The organism is Intestinimonas sp. HCP28S3_D6, assembly GCF_052065695.1.
GTDB lineage: Bacteria > Bacillota > Clostridia > Oscillospirales > Oscillospiraceae > Intestinimonas.
In genome coordinates this window covers 14,727-32,342 of record NZ_JBQHTM010000010.1, presented here as the reverse complement: position 1 = coordinate 32,342, position 17,616 = coordinate 14,727, and the positions used below count along the sequence as shown (strand labels likewise).

The window sequence follows — 17,616 nt, the reverse complement described above, 5'->3', positions numbered from 1 at the left end:
TTACACCTCCACCCGCAATGTGATTTTATCGGCAGCGCCGCGCAGAAGCTCCCGGTCTACCGACAGGGTGCACATCTCGCCCGGCGTCAGAACCATTTTTTTCACCTGCTTGACACAGGAGCCGTCCAGATCCACGCACACCTTGCAGTTGGTATATTTGCCTCTCGGACGGAACATGAAATCCACCTTCTCGCTCCCTTGGCGGTGAACAAACTGCGGAACGGCGCCGTTCACGCCAAAGCCGTCCTCGACAGGAATGGCGGGCTGCTCCGACTTGGCCTGGGCACGGAGATAGCGGGCGGCGTTGGCGCCTGCGCGGCCACCCTCGGCGCTGACATGGTCCACCAGATCATGGACATGGAGCACGTTTCCGCAGGAGAATACGCCTGGCAGCGAGGTCATCAGATCGTCGTCCACAATGGGGCCCTTCGTGGCAGGGGAAAGCTGGATACCCGCCGACTTGCTCAGCTCGTTTTCCGGGATCAGACCCGCAGAGAGGATCAGGCAGTCGCAGGGGATGTCAAATTCCGTGCCGGGAACGGGGCGACGCTGGGCGTCCACCTGGGCCACGGTGACGGACTGCACTCTGCCCTTACCTTGGATGCGGATAACGGTGCTGTTGTAGCTGATGGGGATATTGAAGTCCTCCAGGCACTGGGAAATGTTGCGCGCCAGGCCGCTGGAGTAAGGCATGATCTCCACCACGCGCTCCACTTCAGCCCCTTCGATGACAAACTGCCTGGCCATGATGAGGCCGATATCACCGGAACCCAGAATGACGATCTTCTTGCCGGGCAGATAGCCTTCCAGGTTCAGATAGCGCTGGGCGGTACCGGCGGTCAGGATGCCCGCACAGCGGGACCCGGGGATCATCAGTGCGCCGCGGGGACGTTCCCGGCAACCCATGGCCAGGATGATGGCCTTGGCCTGAATTTCAAAGAGCCCCTCCTCGGGATTCATGGCCGTAATCACCTTGTCCTTCGAGATGCTGAGGGCAAAGGTGTTCTGCATGCAGGGGAAGCCGGCCTCGATGGCCTCGTCGGAGATCCGCTTTGCGAATTCCACGCCGGTCAGATCCTCTTTATATTTGTGGACACCAAATCCGTTGTGGATGCACTGGCGCAGAATACCGCCCAGATAGGCGCTGCGCTCCAGGACTAGGATATCATCGATCCCCTGCTTCTTTGCCTCAATGGCGGCGGACAGGCCTGCGGAGCCACCGCCGATGACGACCAGTTCTGCCTGTTTCATGCCTTCTCCCCCTTTTCCGCTTCGCAGGCTCTTCCAACCAGTACGTTGGAGTGGCCTCCAGACTGCGTGATCTCCATCGGTGATTTACCCAGCTCCACGCACAGGATCTGGAGTACCTTGGTGCTGCAGAAGCCACCCTGGCAGCGGCCCATGCCCGCCCGCGTTCTCATCTTGACGCCGTTGATACTCCGGGCGCCCACGGGACGGCGAATGGCGTCTCTGATCTCAGCCTCGGTGACCTGCTCGCACCGGCAGACGATCTTGGCATAATCCGGGTCGGCGGCGATGGCGGCCCGGCGCTCCTCTGGGGTCATGGTCCGGAAGCAGGACTTGATCTCCCGTCCGGGCAGATAGCCGGCCTTGGGCTGCAGGTGCTCCCGATCCACCAGGATCTTTACCATGTCTACCGCGATGGCGGGGGCGGCCGTCACGCCCGGCGACTCGATGCCGGCCAGGTTGATGAACCCAGGGGCGTCCTCCGGCTCACCCAGAATGAAGTCGTCCCGGTCGGGGTGGGCCCGGCTACCACCGTAGACGGTGATGACGGCGTCCCGGGGGAACTTGGGGACATGCTTGCTGATGGGGAGATATTTCCACTTGTCCTCAAAGTAATTGACGATCTTGTCGATGCCCTCCTGGGTGCTGTCGCAGAAGTCGGGATCGTCCACCTCGTCGGCGTTGCATCCCAGAATGATCGTTCCGTCCACGGAAGGCATCAGGCCCATGCCCTTGGTGTGGCCGCCGCCGGGCAGCGGCTCGGGGGTCTGACAGATGGTGACCTTGGTGTACTGTGCCAGCTCCCGGTCCAGGATCAGGTGCTGCCCCTCGCGGGGGATGATGCGGAAGGTATCCTTGGACACCATATTGTTGAACTTGTCGGCATAGGTGCCAGCGCAGTTGAATACGTAGCGGGTGGTGTAAGCGTCGTCGGCGGTGCGGACGATCCAGCCCTTTTCGGAGCGCTCCACCGCCTCCACCTTGGCGGACGTCTCAAAGACCACGCCGTTACGGGCGGCATTTTCCGCCATGGCGATGGCCAGGCTGTAAGGACAGACCATGCCGCTGTCGGGGACCCAGAGGCCGCCGATGACCCCTTCGCCCATGTCCGGCTCGATCTCCAGCAGGGCGGCGCGGTCACAGACCTTGGTCTCCACACCATTGCGGTCACCCATCTCCTTGAGGTGACGGACTTCATCCATCTGCGCCTCATTGGTGGCAAAAATGATCATGCCGTTTTTACAGTAAGGTACCTCCAGCTCGGCGCACAGATCCGGGTACATCCTGCTGCCCCGGACGTTATAAATGGCCTTGTTGGTGCCGGGCTCCGGGTCGTAACCAGCATGTACCGTGGCGGAGTTTCCTTTGGTGGTGGCGGCGCAGATATCATGTCCCTTTTCCAGTACCAGCACCTTCAAATCATATTTGGAGAGCTCCCTGGCCACGGAGCAGCCGCTGATCCCTGAGCCGATGACGATCGCATCCCACATAAAACAATACCTCCCAGTTTGGTTGGGCCGCCCGCCCGAAAGATGTGCCCATACAGATTGAAGAATATGCATGTAAAGCGCACCAGTGGTACTACCAATATAATGCACCCACACATATCTTTGTCGAGCTTAAGTATAAAGAGATTTTTGACGTTGTCAAATTTGGGCATCTTATCCGATTGGATAGGGAGGGACAACCGCCAAGAAAGAGAAAAAATGTGTCATCTCGTTTCCAGGTCCAGATAAAAAACGATGAAAATACGATATTAAGGAGCGTTTTGACCATGCCGATGGGGCTGGAGGCTCATCTTCATATGTAAAGTTGCGGCGTATATGTAGAATGTCTGGAATCTAAGGCGGATCATTTTTGGTGAATTTCACTGTTTAACGGTTTAAAGTCGTTTATATATCGCAAAACGCTATTTAAATCCGGTTATATAGCGTTTTGCGAAGTTTACAAGGACAAATAATTATGCGAAAATTTATGTCAGCAAATGGGCAGAAGGGGCAATGACAGCCGTTTGCAGCAACAGGCGTGCAATGCGGTATTGGCGGTATCGTATCTGCAACAATGTTTTGAGAAACTCTGGAGGTGCAACAATGGCAATCATCAGTCAAGTGATCGTCTACATCATGGTCGTCTTTATGGCGATCGGAGCTATCGACCGTATGTTTGGCAGCAAGCTGGGCCTGGGTGACGAGTTCGAGGGCGGCTTTAACGCCATGGGCGGCCTGGCCCTGGGTATGGGCGGAATCATGGTCACCGCCGACCTCATCGGACAGGTTCTTACCCCCACCGTGGGCGCTCTTTTCGCCGCCATTGGCGCAGATCCCTGTATGGCGGGTTCCCTGATCCTCTCCATTGATACCGGTGGTTACGCCCTGGCTCACGCAATCCAGCCTAACAATCCTGACATTGCCAACTACTCCGCCATCATCCTGGCCTCCATGATGGGCCCCACCATCGCGTTCAACATCCCCATCTGCCTGGGTATCATGGACCCCAAGGACAAGCGCTTCCTGGCCGTGGGCACCCTCTCCGGCATCATCTGCATTCCCTTCGCCTGCATCATCGGCGGCCTGGTGGCCGGCTTTGATCCCGGCATGGTGCTCATCAATATCGTCCCCGTGCTCATCTTTGCCGTGCTCATCGCTCTGGGCATGAAGTTCATCCCCAATGGCATGATCAAGGGCTTCAACGTCTTCTCCAAGCTCATGATTGCCTACCTCAGCTTCTTCCTCGGCCTCGCCGTCCTCCAGGAGCAGACCCCCATCCACATCATCGACCTGCTCCCCCTGGAGAGCGTGTGGACCACTGTTGGTCTGATCGCCATGATGCTGGCCGGCGCCTATCCTCTGGTGAAGGTCATCACCCGCGTCTTGGGCGGCCCTCTCGGCAAGGTGGGCAAGCTCATCGGTGTCAACGACGTGACCATCGCCGGCATGATTGCGTGCTGCGCCAACTGCATCCCCGCTTACAACATGCTCAAGGATATGGATAACAAGGGCAAGGTGCTCACCATCGCCTTCTCCTGCTGCGCCTCCTTCGCCCTGGGCGATCACCTTGGCTTCTGCGCCGGCGTGGAGCCCGACCTCATCGCCCCCATGGTCGTGGCCAAGCTGGCCGGCGGCATTCTCTGCATCATCAGTGCCATGTTCTTCCTGAAGCTGGACAGCAAGCAGCTTGAGGAGACCGCCGCCTGACGAGCGGCACAGGTTCACGCACATCTAACGACTTAGGGATAAGGTAGTTATGGTCCAGAAAAAAAGCAACAAACGCAGAGATATCCTCATTCTGCTTGCCGTTCTCCTCATCGCCTTGGCGGCCTACTTTTTGACCCGGGACCGGTTTACGGGCCTGTTCAGCGGAGGCTTAGACGATCCGGCGGATGACGAGGAAAACCTGTATTACTCCATCGAGTATGAGATCTCCTCCGCCCATGTGCTGGAGCGGGGAGGCATCGTACTGAAGAATGCAGGCGACCTCATCAAGGCGGTGGAGCTGTCATCCGGCATTGAACTGGATGTCACCGATCTAGGCGAGCGGAGTCAGGCCCCCATCCTGGATTTCGCTGAATATGTAAGCTACATTTACATGTTTGACGGAAATACGGTATACCGGAGCCAGCTGGACGGCAGTGAGCTCCGGGCCACAGTGGAGGACTGCGTCAAATTTGAGCCTATGGGGGACTACATTTACAGCCTCCAGCCCGCCAACGGCGCATATTACCTCTTCCGGTGCAGCATCATCGGCACCTATGAGCAGCAGCTTTTCTCCGAGCCCTTCCTGGATTTCCGGGCCTATGACGGCAATCTCCTGCTCCAGCGGGAGAACGGGGACTGGTGGTGGTACAACGTCACCACGCAGAACTCGGCTGATCTGGTCCTCCCGGAAGAGGCGAGGGAAATCCTCCTGGACAGGGAAGGTGTGCTGTATCTGACGGATACCGGGCTATACCGGGTGAGCTATGGCGGCAAGGAGGGAACGGCACTCTACGAGGGTACTGTGGAGGCCTATACAGTGGGCCCTCACGGCCTGGGGCTCCTGCTCAATGAGGGTTCGGACGGACAGTGCGTAGCTGCCGTCTGCGGACCATCCGGAGAGGAGCTTACGCGGTTGGAAGGGGAGACCTTTTCTCCAGAAAGCGCGCTGGACCTTTCTGCCGACTACCTGTTCGTAACCGATGAAACGGGCATCACTCATTGTTCGCCCACCGATACTCCCACATGGGAGGTCCTGTTTGAAAACTGAATCAGGAGGGAATCGTTATGAGTAAATTGCTGGTCGGCATCGATATGGGCACCACGGCTCTGAAGATCGCTGCTTTTGACACCGCCGGGAAACTGCTGGGCAGCGCCACGCTGGAGTATACGCTCTATACACCCCAGAGCTATTTTGTGGAATCGGACCCGGCCGTCTATATGGACGCTATTGAGAAGGGCTTTGCAAAGCTCGCCGAGAAGGGCATCCCCATTAAGGACGTGGTGGCGCTGGGCTTCTCCAGCCAGAGCGAGACCATGTTCTTTGTGGATGAAAACTGCAAGCCGCTGCGCAACTCGATCAGCTGGATGGACAACCGGGCTGTGGAGCAGTCCCAGCGCCTGGAGAAAAAGTATGGAAATGAGCTGTGCTACAAGCATACCGGACAGGTGAGCTGGGGTGCCAACTGGCCTGCCACAAAGGCTCTCTGGGTCAAGGAGAACGAGCCGGAGGTATGGGCCAAGACCAAAAAGATCCTGCTGATCGAGGACTTCATCATCTACCAGCTCACCGGACGGTACGTGGCCGACTGTGCCATGCTCACCTCCACCCTGTACTGGGATATCACTACCAAGAAGTACTGGAAGCTGATGCTGGATGAGCTGGAGCTCACCGAGGACTATTTCCCTGAGATCCTGGAGCCCGGCGAGCTGGTGGGCAAGATCCTGCCCGATATGGCCGAGAAACTGGGCTTGAGTCCTGACACTCAGGTCTGCACCGGCGCCATGGACAATGCCATCGGCGCCCTGGGTGTGGGCGCCTACCGGCCCGGTGTGTTCTCTGAAAGCATCGGCTCCACCCTGGCAGTCTGCGTTCCTACCGACAAGATCGTCTATGATCCCAATCAGCAGATGCCTGTGCACTACTACACCATGAAGGACACCTATATGATGCACACCTTTACCTCCGGTGGTATCTGCATGCGCTGGTTCCGTGATAAGTTCTGCCAGATGGAAAAGGCCATGGCGGAGCAGCTGGGGGATGATGATTACAATCTGTTGACCAGGCAGGCGGAGAATATCCCCGCTGGCAGCGACGGGCTCTCCTTCCTGCCCCATCTGAGCGGCTCCCTGGCTCCCGACGTGAATCCCCATGCCACTGGCATTTTCATGGGCATCACGTTGATGCACACCAAGGGGCATTTCATCCGGGCCATTATGGAGTCTCTTGGCTACCTGGTCCGCCGCAACATCGACGCTCTGGAGGCCATGGGCCTGCATATCGACGAGGTCCGTGCCTTTGGCGGCGGCTCCAAGAGTCCTCTCTGGAATCAGATCAACGCTGACATTCTGCAGCGCACCATCTGTGTGACCAGCTCCAAGGAGGCTGCCTGCCTGGGTGCCGCCATCCTGGCCGGGTATGCAGTGGGTATCTTTGACAGCATTGAGAAGGCCTGTGATAGCATGGTAGAGGTGGTCGCCCGCTACGAGCCCTCCCCCGAGAACAAGGCGGTCTATGACCACGGCTATGAGATCTACAAGAAGATGCAGACCGATTGTGCCGAGCTCTTTGAGATGGTGAACGGCAACGATTGACGCGGGAGTCATTTTGTATTAACCTCAAACGAAAAGAGGAAAGGACGTTTCAGTCCTTTCCTCTTTTTGCTTTTTAAATGCTGCGGTCCCGATAAGCGCCCTTTGCTCGGAATACAGGGGCCACATAGACCTCCAGACCGGCCTCCCGCAGCTTGTCAATATAGTATGGGTCGGCCTCGTCATCCGTGATCAGGGCCGTGATCTCATCTAGAGATGCCACCGGAGAAATGCTGTTCCGGTCCAGCTTGGAGCTGTCGCAGAGGATATATTTTTCGCGAGCACACATCAAAAGGTTGCGCTCGACCTCACCTACCAGGATATTGGCGCTGCATGCCCCGTTCTCCAGATTAAATGCGTCACAGCCAATGAAGGCCTTGTCCGCATGGTTGGCAGAGAACAGATCCCCTGAGTTGGGGCCGACCACACATCCGGTGCGCCCGCGCACGATGCCGCTGTTGATCCGCACCTCTAGGCTGTGGTTCTGCATGACCAAGTTGGCCACAATGATGGAGTCGGTGAGGATCAGAGAATCTTTGAGCTTGAGAAGATAGACGCATAACTCGGCTACTGTGGAGCCGCCGCCCAACGCAATGGTATTTCCGTTGGTCACAAATTCCATGGCGACAGAGGCGATGGCTTTTTTCTGTGGAATATTGATGAGTGATTTTTTATCCATCGGCTCATCCCGGTTGGCATCTACGCTGATGGCGCCTCCATGGGTGCGGATCAGCAGTCCGTTTTTCTCCATATCAGCCAGTTTTTTGCGGATTGTAGAGGGTGCCAGGTGAAATGTATCGCACAATTCCTGGACAGTCACCTTAGTGTGGACCTCCAAAAGATGAATGATGTAACTCTCCGTATTCTGAAAAAAGTCCTTTTTGGTCAACTTTTTTCACCTCCACCTTCGCGGTATTTCACAGTTCTATTACATGTAGGGCGAAGATCTAAATATGCTTTATGTTTATTTAGTATACTTGCTCTTGGCTTAAATTGCAATTAGCAACCAGGTACTTGGAAAAAATTTTTGTTTAATTCAACAAAGTTATTTTTGTATTTTTAATAGTTTTGACAAGGAAGGAATCACGCGGCACTTCAAAACAATCACATCGCCATTTTGAGCGCTCAAACAAGCACTTTGACGCCTCTGGGCTGTTTGATTTTTGTGTAAAAGTGCGCTTATAATGAGGTTGCAAGTTCGACCGCCAAAAGAACCTGTCACTGCCCGCTCATTTTCGTGAGACTTAATGTTTGTCATCTGTGAAATGAAAAAGGAGGAACTCTCTCATGACCAGAAAGCCGAATCTCATCGTGATGCTCACCCACAACGATGTCACGGTTCCCGATGCCTATGAAATCTTTGAAAGCAGCAAGGACCTGGAGGTCCAGCACTGGGGCTTCAAGAACGTAGGCCTTCCCAAGGACGAGATGAAGAAGCTGGTCGACGCCATGAAGGCCGCCGGCAAGACCACCTACCTGGAAGTGGTCACCTATGATGAGGAGTCCTGCATGGATGCCGCTAAGACGGCAGTAGAGTGCGGCTTTGACACCCTGATGGGCACCGTGTACTATGACGCCGTGCATCAGTATCTGAAGGAGCAGAACATGGAGTACAGCCCCTTCGTGGGCCGTGTATCCGGCTCTCCCAGCATCCTGGAGGGCACCAATGAGGAGATCATCCAGAATGCTAAGGATCTGATGGCCAAGGGCATCACCGCTTTTGATATCCTGGCCTATCGCCATGTTGTGGACGGCGAGAAGCTGGCCCGGGAATTCTGCGCCGCCATCGACGCCAAGGTCTGCATCGCCGGCAGCATCTCCAGCTATGAGCGCATCGACACCATGTTTGACATCGGGCCCTGGGGCTTCACCATGGGCAGCGCGCTCTTCACAAAGAACTTTGTGGCGGAAGGGTCTTTCCGAGACAATCTGAACGCGGTCGCCACGTACATGAAAAACAAGTAAGTTCCTTTTCGGGTCCCCACTGAGCAGTCTATCCACAGACCTCCGAAAGATGGAATGGATCTCTTTGGGGAAGGAACCAGGCAAACGAAAGGGCATTGTACGTCGGGGAAATACGCGTACAATGTCCTTTTCTTTTCACCCGGCAGGGCGCGGTGGAGGCCGCGCATGCCGGAGCACAGAATACGGAGGTGATCGGAGCATGGAGCTCCAAGCTCAGTATCCCGTAAATCAGGACCCCAAGGGCATCCTGCCGCATATTCGGCATTTTGCGTTGGACATGGACGGAACGGTCTACCTGGATGAGACCTGGATCGATGGCGCCATGGACTTTCTCAGGCGCATCGAGGAGACGGGACGGACCTATTGCTTCATGACCAACAACTCCTCGAAGAACGCAGAGGTATATGTGGACAAGCTCCACCGCATGGGTCTGGACATCGATCCCAAGACCCAGCTCATCACGTCCGGCCATGCCACCATCGCCTATTTGAACCGACACTTTCCTGGAAAGCGGGTCTTTCTCCTGGGGAACAAGGTCCTGATGGACGAATTTGAAGCGGGTGGCATCCTGCTGGATGACAAGGAGCCGGAGGTGGTGGTCTCCGCCTTTGACACGTCCTTTGACTACAACAAGCTCAGGGCCTTCTGTGATTTTGTACGCAACGGCGTGGCTTATATTGCTACGCACCCGGATTTCAACTGCCCGACGAAAACGGGCTTCATGCCGGACATCGGTGCCATCCATGCCTATGTGCAGGCGTCCACAGGCCGCATGCCCGACCGGATCATCGGAAAACCCAACCGGGAGATCATCGACTACATGCTGGAGACGGTCCACGCGGATCCCTCGGTGACCACCGTGGTGGGAGACCGGCTGTATACCGATATCAAGTCGGGCGTCAACAACGGCCTGCACAGCATCTTTGTCCTCAGCGGCGAGGCGCAGCTGAAGGACCTACCTGACTCTGATGTTCAGCCTGAACTGATCTTTACTTCCGTCAAGGAACTGATCCCCTTCCTGTAATAACCTCCGCCAAAGGAGGGCAGGGCGCGCGTGAAACACCCAGTGAAATTTACTCGGAGGTGACAATACATGTACGTTATCGGTGTTGATCTCGGCACCCAGAGCATGAAAGGTCTCTTGATCGATCCTGAAGGAAAGACTGTGGCGGAATCCTCCCACAGCCACGACCCCAGTTACCCCAACCCCGGTTGGGCCGAGCAGAACACGGCTGACTGGCTTCACTCGTTCCGGTGTATCATTGCTGAACTGCTGGAGAAGTCCGGTATTGATCCCGAGGAAATCGGCACCATTGGCTTTGACTCCCAGGTGGACGGTGCCGTCCCGGTGGACAAGAACGGCAATGTTCTCCGGAACGCCCTCATCTGGCTGGACCGCCGGGCCGAGGTTGAGACCAGGGAAATCGGTACCCGCATCTCCCAGGAACGCGTCTTCTCCCTGACCGGACTGAACCTGGACTCCTCTCATGTGGCCCCCAAGCTGCTTTGGATCAAGAACAATGAGCCCGCCGTCTTTGAGAAGGCCCAGAACATCCTCCTGCCCGGAGGCTACATGGTCCGCTGGCTCACCGGCGAGAACTGCGTGGATTACTCCAACGCCTCCTCCTCCATGCTCTACAACGTGTCCAAGAAGTGCTGGGACGATGAGATGGCAAAGGCCGTGGGCGTGGACCCCATGCTCATGGGCCGCATCGGTGCGGCTGAGGACGTGGTGGGGACCATCTCTCCCAAGATCGCCGCTGAGCTGGGTCTCTCCCCTAAGACCAAGGTCATCATTGGCAGTGGCGATGAGCATGCCGCCTGCGTGGGTGCCGGCCTGGTAAAACCCAACATGGTGTGCGACATCACCGGCACCGCCGAGCCGGTGGCCGCGGTGGCCGACAAGCCCTATTTCGACACCCTGGGCCATCTGGTGGAAACCCACGCCCACGCCGACCAGCGCTGGTGGCTCATCGAGAACCCTGGCTTTGTCTCCGGCGGCTCCACCCGTTGGTTCCGGGACACTGTGGTCCGCCTGGACAACTATGACATCATGAATGTTATGGCTAAGGAGTCCCCGGTGGGCTCTAACGGAATTATCTTCCTGCCCTGCATGCAGGGCGCCATGACCCCCACCTGGAACGGAAACGCCCGGGGCACGTTCACCGGACTGACCCTCAGCCACACTATGGATGACATCTGCCGCTCTGTCTTTGAAGGCATTGCCTTCGGCCTGCGGGACAATATCGACCGCTTTGAGGAGATGGGCATGGACTGCTCCCAGGTGCGCATCGTGGGTGGCGGCACCAGGAGCCCCCTGTGGTGCCAGATGAAGGCCGACCTGCTGGGCAAGGAGATGACCTGCACCAAGAACCCCGAGGGCGCCGCCATCGGCGCTGCCATGCTGGCCTCTGTGGCTGAGGGCAACTTCAAGGGCCTGGACGAGGCGGCCGAAGCAATGGTGGAGCTTGGCGATACCTATACGCCCGACCCGTCAAAGAAGGCCGCCTACGACGAGGCCTACGGCCGCTACCGGGCCTGCTACGCCGCCATGGAGCCCTTCTTCGATCAGTGCTACAATCAGTAATCTGTGTTTACGCCTTGAAAGGAGGTTTTCCAAATGGCAGACCAGCGTTTGGTCTATGCCGACCCCTGTGACCTGGACGCCCTGCGCCAGGCCCTGGCGGACAACGATCCGGAGCATAAGCTCTGCCCCATCCAGATGGACCGCATCTATATCCAGCATCAGGCCATTGAGCTCCTCCCTGACATCGTCCGGGAGCATGCCAAAGGACCCAAGGTGCTGATGGTCACCGACGCCACCCCTTACTACCGCGGAGAGCGGAGCCTGAAGGAAGAGATCTACTTCCTCCTCAGTCGCAGTTATGACGTGCGCTGGCTGGTGCTGGACAACCACGACCATGTGCTCCATGCCGTGGACGAGGAAAGCCAAAAGATCCAGCAGGCCATCCGGGAACACAAGGCCGACTGCGTGGTGGGCATCGGCGGCGGAACGGTCACTGATCTGTGCAAGGATGCCTCTCACGCCGTCAGTGACGAGATGCCCTTGATCATTGTCCAGACCGCCTTGTCGGTCAACGCCTTCTCCGACGGAATCTCCATCATGCTGAAAAACGGCGTGAAGAGCTCCCTTCCCACCCGGTACCCCTCGGTCCTGGTGGTGGATCTGGACGTGGTGCGGCAGGCCCCCATGGAGCGAAATCTGGCTGGATATGGGGATGTGATGGCCACATGGACGGCCCCGGTGGATTGGTATCTGGCCTACCGTCTGGGTATGAACAACACCTACAACGACCCCTCCTGCGACATTCTGCGCCAGCAGAACACCGAGCTCCTGGACGCCTCTGGCAAGCTGGCGGAGCGGGATCCGAGCACCTTCCAGCTGCTGGCCCGTGTGCTCACCCTCAGCGGCCTGGCCATGGGCATCGCGGGAGAATCCTGCCCCTCCTCCGGCACGGAGCATATTATCACCCACCTGCTGGACATGTCGGCGGACAAGCAGAATAGAGACGTGGCCTTCCACGGTGCCCAGGTGGCGGTGGGCACCATCTTCACCGCCATTGCCTGGGAGATCCTCATGGCGGAGTTCGATCCCGCCAAGGTGGATCTGGAGGCCTGCTATCCCGACGAAGAGAAGATGCATGGCGAAGTGCAGAAGGCCTTCGGCTGGATTGCCCAGTCCACCGCCGACGAGTGCTGGAGTGGTTACCAGAAGAAGCTGGCCAGCTGGAAGGCTGTCCGCCCCGCCTTTGAGGACCTGCTGGCGCACTGGGACGAGTTTGCCGCAGAGATCAAGCAGCACCTGGTCAGCCCGGAGTACCTGTGCCGGCAGATGCATGCCGCTGGGGCGCCCACCCGGTATAGGCAGATGACGCCTCCCATCGATCCCGACACCGCCCGCTGGGCGCTGCGGGACTGCCATCTCTACCGCAACCGCTTTACCTTGTCGGACCTCCTCTACTACATCGGCTGGTGGAACGAATCCTTCATCGAGCGGCTCATTCAGAGAGCGGAAGAACTGGACGCCGGACTGTAAGCACGGTCTGTCCGGTGCGAAAAGGGTATGAGCCGCCCACGGGCCGGTCTCCTGCCGGCCGGCGGGCGGCTCTGCCCAAACCGGAGCTTGCGCGCTCATCACAGGTCCGGCCCTCTTTGAGGAGGAGCCTGCGCCGCATCCCCGCGCGGATATATTGAGGATGGAGAGGGCTCCCCTCCGTGTGACAGAGAGAACGGGTGCGGCGGAGGACGGGGCCCATCCACCTGGAAATGGAGGTCTATCAACATGTATGACGTGATCATTATCGGCTGTGGAGTCGTCGGCGCGGCCACCGCGTATCAGCTCTCCCGTTATCAGCTTAACGTAGCCGTCCTGGAGGCCGGCAACGATGTGGCGGACGGGACCACAAAGGCCAACAGCGCCATCATCCACGCTGGCTATGATCCGGAACCCGGCACCCTGATGGCCAAACTGAATGTCGAGGGGAGCCGCATGGCGGCGGAGATCTGCAAAAAATTGCAGGTGCCCTACGCCCAGATTGGCAGCCTTGTCCTGGCCTTTGACGACGAGGACATGCACACCGTCCAGACCATCTACCTCCGCGGCAAGGCCAACGGGGTCCCGGAGCTGTCCATTCTGGACGGGCAGCAGACCAGAGCCCTGGAGCCCAACCTGAGCGAAGCGGTAAAAGGCGCCCTCTATGCGCCCACGGCGGGGATCGTAAACCCGTGGGAATTTGCGCTGGCCATGGCGGAGGTGGCCGTCAAAAACGGCGTGGAGCTCTTCCTAGAATCCCCCGTGACTGCCATCCGGTCCGTGGAGGACGGATACGAGGTCTGCTCCGGCGAGCGGGTCTGGAAGAGCCGTTATGTGGTCAATGCCGCCGGTATTTTTGCCGACCAGGTCCACGGCCTTCTGGAAGAGCCGGACTTTTGTATCAAGCCCGCCCGCGGAGAGTACTACTTGCTGGACAAGTCCCAGGGGCAGCAGGTATCCAGAGTCATTTTCCAGTGCCCCAACCAGAATGGCAAGGGGGTCCTGGTCTCTCCCACCATCCACGGAAACCTGATCGTGGGCCCCAACGCCGAATCCGTGATGGATCGCTTCGACCTGGGGACCACCCGGGCCGGTCTGGATTTTGTCCGGGAACGGGCTCTCTGTTCGGTTCCAGGGCTCAATCTGCGGGAAAACATCCGGAATTTTGCCGGCCTGCGGGCCAACAGCAACCAGTCGGACTTCATCATCCGTGAGAGCCCCACCTCGCCGGGCTTTTTCGACCTGGCGGGTATCAAGTCCCCTGGCCTGTCCAGTGCGCCGGCCATCGGCTGCTATCTGGCGGAGCTCCTGGATAAGGCAGGTTGCGCGCTGCGGGAGAAGGCTCACTTTGACGACAGCCGGACCCACGTGCTCTTCAAAGAGCTTCCGGAGGAGGAGAAATCTGCGCTGATCCGCCGGGATCCCAGCTATGGACGGGTCATCTGCCGCTGTGAGACCATCACGGAGGGGGATATCCTGGCTTCACTGCGCACCCCCATCCCACCTCGCACCATCAATGGCGTCAAGCGCCGGTGCAATGCCGGCATGGGACGCTGCCAGGGCGGTTTCTGTTCCCCAAGGGTCCACGAGATCCTGGCCAGGGAGCTGGGCGTTCCGCCCGAGGAGATCCTGATGGATCAGCCCGGCACCTACCTGATTACCGGTGAGACGAAGGAGGTCATGTCCCATGTATGACGTAATCGTTGTGGGCGGTGGGCCGGCCGGACTGGCCGCCGCGTACAAGGCCTGGGAGTGTGGGCTGAAGAATGTTTTGATCTGCGAGCGGGACAGTGAGCTGGGGGGCATTCTGAACCAGTGCATCCACAATGGATTTGGCCTTCAGCGCTTCCGCACAGAGCTCACCGGGCCTGAGTATGCCCAGCGCTTCCTGGATATGCTGTCTGACACGCAGGTACAGGTGCAGACCAATACGATGGTGCTGGAGATCGTACCGGGGCAGGGTGGAGCGGCACACAAGGTGTGCTGCATCAACCAGATGGGCTATCAGGTCTTGGAGACCAAGAGCGTGGTCCTGGCCATGGGCTGCCGGGAGCGGACCAGAGGGGCCATTTCCATCCCCGGAGAGCGCCCGGCTGGTATTTTTACAGCCGGGACCGCCCAACGCTACCTCAACATCGAGGGCTACATGGTGGGCCGCAGAGTGGTCATCCTGGGCAGCGGTGACATCGGTCTCATTATGGCTAGGCGGATGTCCCTGGAGGGTGCCAAGGTGCTGGCCTGTGTGGAGGCCATGCCCTATTCCGGCGGACTGACCCGCAACATCGTCCAGTGTCTCCATGACTTCGATATTCCCCTCTACCTAAGCCATACTGTGACCGATATCCGCGGGCACAACCGGGTAGAGCAGGTAGTGGTGAGTCAGGTGGACCAGGGCATGAAGCCCATTCACGGCACCGAGATGATCTTCGACTGCGATACGCTGCTGCTTAGTGTGGGACTGATTCCAGAAAACGAGCTGACCCGCCAGGCAGGTATCCAGATCGATCCCCATACCTCAGGCGCCATTGTAACGGAAAATATGGAGACCAGCATTCCGGGTATTTTTGCCTGTGGCAATGTGGTCCATGTCCACGATCTGGTGGATTTCGTCTCGGATGAGAGCGAGCGGGCTGGAGCCGCCGCGGCTGACTATGTGCTCGGGACCAGTGCCGGAGGGGCAGTCCGGCCGCTACACTGTGGTCCGGCGGTCAAGTATACCGTTCCGCAGAAGCTCCATTCCGACGCGCAGAAGGCCGATCTCTTTTTCCGGGTGGATCGGATCCTGGGCGAGAGCGTGATCTCGGTTACCGATGAGGCCGGCACACAGGTTGCCCGCTTTTCCAGACAACGAATGGCTCCCGGCGAGATGGAGCACATCGTCCTGCCACAGGCGGCCATCACCGGTTCTACGGGTATGCTCACAGTATCGGTTCAGGAGGTGAGCCATACATGAAAGAACTGATCTGTATTGTATGTCCCAGAGGCTGCCATCTGCAGGTGGATGAGGAGCGGGACTATGCTGTGACAGGCAATGCCTGCCCGCGAGGGGCCGAATATGGTGTTCAGGAACTCCGTTACCCTGTTAGGACGCTGACGAGCACGGTAGTATTACAGGGCGGCGCCCACCGCCGTTTGCCTGTACGCACCAATGGCCCCATTCCGAAACAGACCATCCCTGCGGCTATGGACGCCATCAACCAAATTCAGGTGGAGGCGCCGGTGCATGCCGGCCAAGTCCTCTGCCAGGACCTGGCCGGTACGGGTGTGGAGCTGATTGCGACCAGAACCATGGCAAAAATTTGACCGGGATACACAAAAATAGGCTGTCGAAAAAGCTCTTTTACTTTTTCGACAGCCTGTTACATTTTGATCGGAAAGCAAAATATTAGCCTTTGGATAAAAAGTGGGACCAGGGAAGAGGTGACCAGTCCAGTAAAAAAGCGGAGAGGCACCGCTAGCACGATGTCTCTCCGCTTAAAGTTCATTATTTCCTACCAGGGGTCTCTTTGGTACTGTCCGCACAAAATGGGGCTCAGGTTGGGGGGAGCGGTTTTTCCGCTCTTATGATCTCCCGGGACCGGCCCAGGGGACCGGATCTGCCCAAAGGAGCGGGTCAGAAGTACTTCTTAACGCCGTCGCTGGCCAGGGAGGAGTCGGCGCTGATGGTGACGGTGAACTTGATGTTGTTGTCCTCACCGAAGTCGTTGAGCCAATCCAGGAAGTCCTCCACGGCCAGGTCGGTGGCCTCGCTGGGGACAATCTTGGTGAGGCTGTCAATGAAGATGTGGGTGATATCATAGTTCCCCGCGTACAGGCCGCTGACGAAGCCCTTCAGGAACTCGTAATCCTTCATATCGTAGTGGCTGGCTTCCACCAGACGGATCTTATAATTGATGTCATAGGTCAGCTTGGGCCCGCGCTCAATGCACACCACGTTGCCGTGCTCACTCTGGACTGCGGTATTGATGAGTTCGATCATCTGCTTGGTCTTGCCGGTGCCCTTGACCCCCATGATCACTCTAACCATATCGATCACTCCTTACATTGTCCGCCGGAGCGGTCCTCCGGCCTATGTCCCTATGTTACCATTTTTAAGCCGGAATTTCAACTCATTTACACAAGTTCACGAAAAATTCACGGCGGTATCCCTTTCCATTTAGGCGCTTTTCTGCCAGCCGTGCCGGGAAAAAATGTATACTTAGAGTCTGGCCTCCAGGGCGGCCTTCTGCTCATACCCCACGGGATGTGCCATCCCGCGGGGGCCCCGTGGATCTCACATCCTCGGCGAGAATGAATCCCGCCTGCGGCAGGCTCCGGCGAGCGGAGCCTGTGCGGCGCAAAAGCGCCGGGCCCGCTGTGCAGGTCTGCCTGGGCAAGCCACGGGACCAGTCGGGTTCTTAGAGCCGTGCCTCCAAGACGGCCTTCTGCTCCTCATAGCCGGGCTTGCCTAGGAGAGCGAACATGTTCTTCTTATACGCCTCCCCACGGGATGTGCCATCCCGTGGGGGCCCCGCAGATTCCATCTGCTCGGGCAGAGTGAATCTGCCCGGCATCAAGGTTTTGCCT

General features: G+C 58.0%; 15 protein-coding genes. 10 read left to right on the top strand and 5 right to left on the bottom strand.

The genetic code is table 11. The annotated features are described in order from the left end of the window. Together ACTNBK_RS05335 and ACTNBK_RS05330 are read right to left on the bottom strand one after the other, a co-directional pair. The gene (locus ACTNBK_RS05335; RefSeq protein ID WP_441144265.1) at positions 1–1,251 is read right to left on the bottom strand and encodes an NAD(P)/FAD-dependent oxidoreductase; all 1,251 of its coding nucleotides are present in this window, start codon (positions 1,249–1,251) and stop codon (positions 1–3) included. Continuing rightward, a complete protein-coding gene (locus ACTNBK_RS05330) occupies positions 1,248–2,738 on the bottom strand; it encodes an NAD(P)/FAD-dependent oxidoreductase (RefSeq protein ID WP_441144263.1) in 1,491 nt (496 codons plus the stop codon). Before ACTNBK_RS05330 ends, ACTNBK_RS05335 begins: the two co-directional genes overlap by 4 nt. 600 nt (positions 2,739–3,338) lie before the next feature. Here ACTNBK_RS05330 and ACTNBK_RS05325 point away from each other — a divergent pair. From ACTNBK_RS05325 to ACTNBK_RS05315, 3 genes are read left to right on the top strand one after another with little or no spacing between them, the layout of a single operon-like run. Beyond that, the gene (locus tag ACTNBK_RS05325; protein WP_441144261.1) at positions 3,339–4,442 is read left to right on the top strand and encodes an ethanolamine utilization protein EutH; all 1,104 of its coding nucleotides are present in this window, start codon (positions 3,339–3,341) and stop codon (positions 4,440–4,442) included. Positions 4,443–4,491: 49 nt separating this feature from the next. After that, complete coding sequence (locus ACTNBK_RS05320; RefSeq protein ID WP_441144259.1) at positions 4,492–5,490, top strand: hypothetical protein; 999 nt, start codon at positions 4,492–4,494, stop codon at positions 5,488–5,490. A gap of 17 nt (positions 5,491–5,507) precedes the next feature. Further along, positions 5,508–7,034, top strand: coding sequence for a xylulokinase (locus ACTNBK_RS05315; protein ID WP_441144257.1), 1,527 nt, complete (start codon positions 5,508–5,510; stop codon positions 7,032–7,034). A 73-nt stretch (positions 7,035–7,107) separates the two neighbouring features. On the opposite strand, the gene ACTNBK_RS05310 is transcribed toward ACTNBK_RS05315, so the two are convergent. Further along, positions 7,108–7,920 carry a DeoR/GlpR family DNA-binding transcription regulator gene (locus ACTNBK_RS05310; RefSeq protein ID WP_441144255.1) on the bottom strand — a complete coding sequence of 271 codons (813 nt, stop codon included), beginning with the start codon at positions 7,918–7,920 and terminating at the stop codon, positions 7,108–7,110. Between the two features lie 398 nt (positions 7,921–8,318). On the opposite strand from ACTNBK_RS05310, the gene ACTNBK_RS05305 reads away from it, so the two are divergent. The 7 genes from ACTNBK_RS05305 (at position 8,319) to ACTNBK_RS05275 (ending at position 16,353) form a co-directional block, all read left to right on the top strand. Continuing rightward, positions 8,319–8,996 (top strand): hypothetical protein, encoded by a 678-nt coding sequence (locus tag ACTNBK_RS05305; protein WP_441144253.1) that lies wholly within the window; start codon positions 8,319–8,321, stop codon positions 8,994–8,996. A 199-nt stretch (positions 8,997–9,195) separates the two neighbouring features. Further along, positions 9,196–10,020, top strand: coding sequence for an HAD-IIA family hydrolase (locus ACTNBK_RS05300; RefSeq protein ID WP_441144251.1), 825 nt, complete (start codon positions 9,196–9,198; stop codon positions 10,018–10,020). A gap of 69 nt (positions 10,021–10,089) precedes the next feature. Continuing rightward, positions 10,090–11,583 carry a xylulokinase gene (gene xylB / locus ACTNBK_RS05295; RefSeq protein WP_441144249.1) on the top strand — a complete coding sequence of 498 codons (1,494 nt, stop codon included), beginning with the start codon at positions 10,090–10,092 and terminating at the stop codon, positions 11,581–11,583. A 33-nt stretch (positions 11,584–11,616) separates the two neighbouring features. Beyond that, positions 11,617–13,053 carry an iron-containing alcohol dehydrogenase gene (locus tag ACTNBK_RS05290; protein WP_441144247.1) on the top strand — a complete coding sequence of 479 codons (1,437 nt, stop codon included), beginning with the start codon at positions 11,617–11,619 and terminating at the stop codon, positions 13,051–13,053. 246 nt (positions 13,054–13,299) lie between these two features. Further along, entirely contained in the window at positions 13,300–14,745 is a 1,446-nt protein-coding gene (locus ACTNBK_RS05285) for an NAD(P)/FAD-dependent oxidoreductase (protein WP_441144245.1), read from the top strand. Beyond that, positions 14,738–16,003, top strand: coding sequence for an NAD(P)/FAD-dependent oxidoreductase (locus ACTNBK_RS05280; RefSeq protein ID WP_441144243.1), 1,266 nt, complete (start codon positions 14,738–14,740; stop codon positions 16,001–16,003). The genes ACTNBK_RS05285 and ACTNBK_RS05280 overlap by 8 nt, the downstream gene beginning before the upstream one ends. Then, the gene (locus ACTNBK_RS05275; protein WP_441144241.1) at positions 16,000–16,353 is read left to right on the top strand and encodes a DUF1667 domain-containing protein; all 354 of its coding nucleotides are present in this window, start codon (positions 16,000–16,002) and stop codon (positions 16,351–16,353) included. The genes ACTNBK_RS05280 and ACTNBK_RS05275 overlap by 4 nt, the downstream gene beginning before the upstream one ends. Before the next feature lie 310 nt (positions 16,354–16,663). Here ACTNBK_RS05275 and ACTNBK_RS05270 read toward each other — a convergent pair whose 3' ends face one another. Beyond that, positions 16,664–17,077 (bottom strand): hypothetical protein, encoded by a 414-nt coding sequence (locus ACTNBK_RS05270; RefSeq protein ID WP_227603556.1) that lies wholly within the window; start codon positions 17,075–17,077, stop codon positions 16,664–16,666. Between the two features lie 370 nt (positions 17,078–17,447). After that, positions 17,448–17,603 carry a hypothetical protein gene (locus tag ACTNBK_RS05265; protein ID WP_441144332.1) on the bottom strand — a complete coding sequence of 52 codons (156 nt, stop codon included), beginning with the start codon at positions 17,601–17,603 and terminating at the stop codon, positions 17,448–17,450. Positions 17,604–17,616: the final 13 nt, after the last annotated feature.